This is a genomic window from Elusimicrobiota bacterium (assembly GCA_041658405.1).
GTDB lineage: Bacteria > Elusimicrobiota > UBA5214 > JBBAAG01 > JBBAAG01 > JBBAAG01.
Window position 1 is genome coordinate 1 of record JBBAAG010000117.1, and the last position, 5913, is coordinate 5913.

Annotated in this window: 6 protein-coding genes; all 6 read left to right on the plus strand. The window is 41.3% G+C overall.

Going from position 1 to position 5913, the window contains the following annotated elements; genetic code table 11:
* The coding region (locus WC955_12795; protein ID MFA5859932.1) for an arginine decarboxylase at window positions 1–229 on the plus strand (229 nt) is incomplete at its 5' end.
* Between the two features lie 60 nt (window positions 230–289).
* Complete coding sequence (locus WC955_12800) at window positions 290–631, plus strand: TraR/DksA family transcriptional regulator (protein ID MFA5859933.1); 342 nt, start codon at window positions 290–292, stop codon at window positions 629–631.
* Window positions 600–2642 (plus strand): helicase C-terminal domain-containing protein, encoded by a 2043-nt coding sequence (locus WC955_12805; GenBank protein MFA5859934.1) that lies wholly within the window; start codon window positions 600–602, stop codon window positions 2640–2642. The genes WC955_12800 and WC955_12805 overlap by 32 nt, the downstream gene beginning before the upstream one ends.
* Window positions 2643–2720: 78 nt before the next feature.
* On the plus strand, window positions 2721–4997 hold the full coding sequence (locus WC955_12810; GenBank protein MFA5859935.1) for a HEAT repeat domain-containing protein: 2277 nt from the start codon (window positions 2721–2723) through the stop codon (window positions 4995–4997).
* 11 nt (window positions 4998–5008) lie between these two features.
* Window positions 5009–5332, plus strand: a complete 324-nt coding sequence (gene trxA, locus WC955_12815) for a thioredoxin (GenBank protein ID MFA5859936.1) — start codon at window positions 5009–5011, stop codon at window positions 5330–5332.
* 14 nt (window positions 5333–5346) lie between these two features.
* Window positions 5347–5913, plus strand: a 567-nt coding sequence (nth, locus tag WC955_12820) for an endonuclease III (GenBank protein ID MFA5859937.1), incomplete at its 3' end; no start/stop codon positions are given.

The window sequence follows — 5913 nt, forward strand, 5'->3', positions numbered from 1 at the left end:
AACGTTTCTCGCGGGTAAGACTAAGCGTATACCGTTATCGCATTCAGCAGGGTATATCAGCGCACAGTCGTTAACGCCTTACCCTCCCGGGATTCCTATACTGATCCCTGGGGAACGTATTACTCCGGAGATACGCGAGTACCTCCTGGATTTGTCAGAAAAGGATATACGGGTAAGCGGGCAGGAAACTGATACTTTAAAGACAATTAAAGTTGTTGCTATAAAATAGGTATTTGGTTATAATATCACTTCGTTTTGAAATCAATGGAAAAAGGAGATGTTAATTTAAATGCTGAAGAAAGAACTTGATACGATAAAGAAAAAGTTGCTTGAGGATAAAGCTACGATTTTGTCTATTATTCATAAAGAAAATCCTTCAACCAGTGACGAGACTGATGTCGGGGATGAGATTGATACTGCATCTAAAACGTTGGAGAAAGAGTTACTGTACGAACTGACAGATAATGAACGTAAGCAGCTGGAAGAAATTGAAAACGCGATTGAAAAAATTGAACAAAACAGGTATGGTTCCTGCGAGTCATGCAGGGTTAAGATCCCGGAGACCAGGTTGAAGGCGATACCTTCCACGCGGTACTGTATTGAATGTCAGAGAAAGATGGAACGCGGGTAAACACGTTATTCCTCCTCAGATAAAAAACTTTTTTGGCGATACGTCGCTGTTAAAAGGCTATCTCGATTTGTACGAACCCCGGCAACAGCAGTTGCAGATGGCGGAAATAATTGAGTCATCTATAAAACTTGGAAAGCATTGTTTGATAGAAGCCGGGACGGGGACCGGGAAGAGTTTGGCGTATCTCATACCTGTCATAAACTACGTTGTTGATAATGATACTAAAGTCATTGTTTCTACCTACACCAAAGCACTGCAAGAGCAATTAGTTAAGAAAGACCTGCCGTTTCTCCATAAGGTTTATAAGGATCAGGGTGTGGAGTTTAAGTATGCGTTAAGTGTTGGCAGTGAAAATTATGTTTGCCGCAGGCGATGGGAAAAAGTTGTGAAAACCGGGTTGCTGCCAGTATATATTGATCCTGAGGAAGTTAACAGGTTTGTTGAATGGGTGCAGTCTACTAAAACAGGCCTAAGGTTGGATCTTGAGTTTAAAATAAGCCCTGACTTATGGAAAATCGCGTGCAGGGAAAGTGATTTTTGCCTTCATAATAAATGCCCTGAATTTAATAACTGTTATTTTCATAGAGCCCTGGATACTGTTATGAAAGCTAATGTTATCGTGTGTAACCACCACATGTTTTTTCTTAATCTTCACAATCCAAGGAAGTTTATGCCGTCCGCGGAAGTTATTGTGTTCGATGAAGCGCATACCGTTGAGGAAGTCGCAGTTGCGCTGCTTGGGCTTGATTTTTCGTTACGCAGCCTTAAACGTGTAACGGATAGTATTTATAACCCGGCATCACGACGCGGGATTTTGTCGCGTATGGAAGATACTGATCCTGAATGGGTTAAGCATGTGCGCTCGGATCTCGGTAGTTGCGAACGCGTAATAGTTGAGTTATTGAATGAATGGGTTAAGGTGTTAGGCACGGAACTTACTATCAAACGTATAAGAGAACCGTTAATCCTGCCCGGGCCGGCGGTATTGCAGTTAAAACATCTTCAGCAGTTGATCAATACAGGGGTACAGTACTCAAAAACATGGGAAGATGAGATGGAATTACGCGCGATTGCAGAACGTATTGACGGGTTGATACATAACCTCGAAGCTTTTTGTACGCAGTGTTTGGACGGGTACGTTTACTGGATAGAATCAGAAATATTTAATCATATACCAACGGTAAAACTTTACGCTGCACCTGTGGATGTCGCTAAGATATTAAGGGATGAATTATTTGAAGAATTGCCGGTGGTAATACTTACCTCCGCGACAATTACGGTTAATAAAAGTTTTGAGTATTTCAAAAACCGTATTGGGCTGACTTCAGGGAAGGTTGTGGAGTTACTCCTGGATTCACCGTTTGATTATGAGAATAATGTTGTACTTTATACACCTCAGCATTTTCCAAGGCCTGATGGTGAAGACTATGCGTCAAGGGTGGGGAATGAACTCGTAGAATTATTGAAATTTATACAGGGAAGAATGCTGGTGTTATCCACGAGTTATTCATTTATGCGGGGTATCCATAAATTGGTTAAAGAAGGGGTTGAGAATTCAGGGTTAGAGCTTAAGTTATTGATACAAGGGCAGGGCGAGGCGTATAAACTTGTGGATAAATTTAAGTCTCATCCTGGGTCTGTTTTGTTTGGGACCGATACTTTTTGGCAGGGGGTTGATATCCCGGGGGATGACCTTCTCTGTGTTGCGATAACAAGATTGCCATTTGCTGTGCCAACACATCCTATAATTGAAGCACGAGGCGATCTTATCCGTGAAGCCGGGGGTGAACCTTTTAAAGAGTACCAGTTGCCCGAAGCTATACTGATGTTCCGTCAGGGGTTTGGGAGGTTAGTACGGACAATTAATGACTGGGGGATAATCGCGGTGTTTGATCCCAGGATACAAAGTTTGTGGTACGGTAAACTGTTTCTGCAGTCATTGCCAAAGGTTAGGGTTGTGCATAGGATTGAAGAAGTACAGGATTTTTTTGCTGCTAAACACAAAGCGTAACTACAGGACTTTTTTTAGTATTTATCTTTTCTCGGGAATAGGGTATAATTTTTCTGGGAGTGTATACACGGTATTATTATGGATGAGAATGTTAATTTATTGCAGGTAAAAACGTCGTGGGGGATTAATCTTATATCTGCCCTGCGGAAGCTTATCATGAATTTCAGGATATATCCTGCTTCAAGCGGGATGATTCAGTCCGCAGTTGATGAGTTTAGGCAGTTACTCCAACCTTTGTTTGAAATCAGTGATTCATTAACGATTTCGGATGTTAAGAGTAAACTTGTTGTTGGAGATGTTGAACTCCCGAGGTCGGTTAATACTGATGAAGTTATAAGGTTACTCGCTAACTGTAAGGTTGAGAGTATTACGCTTAAATCCGGGATTACCCGCGAAGAACTTGTGTTATTCATTGAATCCCTGGCAAAACCGCAGAAGCTGCAAAACAAAGACCTTGCTGCCCTCCTGCAGGAACATCAGATAAAAAATGTTATTGCTAATCACCTGATTTACGTGCCTCTGATTAAAGGCGAGATGGTAGTCACTAAAATTACTGACTTGATAAATATGACGTCTTCAACAGATAACGGGCAGGGCGGGGGTAGTACTCGAGAACCTGATATCTCGGGAGTAATGCGTAAGATCCGCGAGATTTATAATGAGATGGAAACATTGACGGATGATACACAGAAGAATAACCTTCAGGGAATGCTGGCAAAACGGTTAGCCGTGATGGATGCCGGGGTTATCCGGGAAATATTTGAACACCCGTTACCCGGCAGGATTGAAAGTTCCGGGTTAAAGGATATGCTGTTATCCGAGTTGAGTAGAGACAGGATTGATGAAATATTTAAGGAAATTATTGCGTGGTACAAGGATATACAACAACAGACGGGATCGGATTTTGCTGCGTTGGAACGGTTGGAGAGTTTAAAATTGTTTATCGAAAAATTACTGCAGTCGCCGGTGAGTAAGGAAATACCGTTGACTATCTACCAGGAATTAATGAAGCTTGGGTTGATAAACGAAATCCCGGGTGAGGCAGGGACGGGGGTAGATAATAAAAGTGAAAAAAAAGAGCCGTCTTTGATTGAGCAGGTGACACAGTTACTGGACGATGATGCATTGCAATTGCTTGCCTCGCCAACGAATACGCGGTTGCCGAATATTATTAATAATCTTTATAAAACAGGGCTTGATGATTTAGCGGATAAGTTAGTGAATAAATTATTGTCGAACCTTACCAGTAACATCCCGGCAGTTAGGTTGAGTGCGATACGGATTGTTAATTCATTAGGGAATATTCTTATTATCAACCGTAAGATACAAAAACTTGATACCGTTATTGATTTAATGATTTCAGTGGTTGATTTGGAAGTTAATAATGAAGTTTATGCTGAGGTTGATAAGTCGTTGCTAAACATAGTGCAGTTATTGATCTCCGAGAGTAAGTACGAGACTATACTTGTAATAGTGACACTCTGGCGGAAGCATTATTTTGATACTAATTCATTGATGCAATGGAGAAGAACTATTGTATCGGAAAGTATGAAAAAACTTGCGGATATTGCCGGTAGTTTTCTTCTGGCGGATATTAAGATCAGAGGTATTGAACATTCAGCGGAAACTCTGCAGATACTCGCAATCCTTGCGGAATGCGCGGTTGAAACCTTAATAAAAATAGTTACGGAATCAGATGATATCCGTGCAAGAAATATCGCGGTTCAGCTCCTGCAGAATACCGAAGGCGGGATTGACAGGATGTACAAAACAGTATCTTCCGGAGCATCATCCGAGGTTCTATTACGGGTATTGTCAGTGGTGGAACAGGATATAGGAAACCAGGAAACTATACGGTTTATCAGCCAGGTTGCGGTGTATCCGGAACAAACAGTTAAACTGGCAGTGGTTGACCTATTATCGAAAAAAGTTGGGAATAGTAATGTATTAGAAATTCTTAAATCTATGTTTAAAGATACTGACGCTGTTATCCGTGCGAAAATTGTGAGATTATTCGCGTCACTGAATAACGCGGGGTTACTGGATATGCTATCCCAAAAAATGTTTGATGAACACCCGGCAGTACAGGAAGAAATTTGTATCTATATAGGAAACCTCGGGAATAATACTTATATTCCCTTGCTGCAGGCAGCGGCAAAAGGTAAGATCCCAGGGCGTATTTTCTCAAAAAAAAGGGTTGAGGATAAGGTTAGGATTCAGGCACTGAACGCATTGGTCAATCTCGCAAGTAATGAAAGCGTTAAGATCATAGAAAAAATGTGTAAAGAAAAGAATCCTGTTATACGTGAACATGCATCTAAGTTATTGCATAAGATTAAAGTAGGGGGAAGGTAGGGATTGGTTTTATGGCATCAGTAAATGTTGTGGAGTTAAACAATGATAATTTTGACAAAGAAACAACGGCAGGTGTGTGTTTAATAGATTTTTGGGCACCCTGGTGCGGGCCATGTAAAATGTTAGGCCCTGTTATTGACGAACTTGCGGGTGAACTCGTGGGGAAAGTTAAGGTGTGCAAGGTTAATGTTGACGATGCTGGGGAAATTGCGTCAAGGTTTAATGTTCAGGCAGTACCTACAATGATTATTTTAAAAGATGGGAAGATTGCGGAGCAGTTAGTAGGTGCGCAGCCAAAGGATAGTATTCTCGAAGCGATTAATACGGTATTGTAGTAAAGTTAATACTGATGACAGTTTCCGTTGACCAAAAAAAGTTATACGCTGTTGCTGTACTGGATATACTGGATAAAACTTATCCCGATGCAACTGTTGCGCTGGTGTACGGTTCGCCATGGGAGTTGTTAGTTTCAACAATTCTTTCCGCACAATGTACTGATACGCGGGTTAATATTGTTACCAAAACGTTATTCAAGAAGTATAAGGATATGCGTTCATACGCCGATGCAGTCCTTCCTGAATTTGAGCAGGAGATACGTTCCACCGGGTTCTATCATAATAAAGCTAAGAATATAGTTAATTCCGCTAGGATGATACTCACAAAGTTCGGGGGTGAGGTTCCTCAAACAATGGAAGAATTACTTGAATTACCCGGGGTTGCAAGAAAAACCGCTAATATTGTCCTCACCGGTGCGTATAACGTGGTATCCGGTATTGCTGTGGATACACACGTGAAGAGGTTGGCAGGTAGGTTGGGGTTAACCAAAAACACTGATCCCTGTAAAATTGAGGAAGATCTTATGGGATTGATTCCCAAAAATAGGTGGGGGAAGGTTAATTATATTTTAGTAACCCAC

Coding starts and splice junctions, on each gene's coding strand:
- trxA (MFA5859936.1), top strand. CDS start 5,009: ATGGCATCAGTAAATGTTGTGGAGTTAAACAATGATAATTTTGACAAA.
- WC955_12800 (MFA5859933.1), top strand. CDS start 290: ATGCTGAAGAAAGAACTTGATACGATAAAGAAAAAGTTGCTTGAGGAT.
- WC955_12810 (MFA5859935.1), top strand. CDS start 2,721: ATGGATGAGAATGTTAATTTATTGCAGGTAAAAACGTCGTGGGGGATT.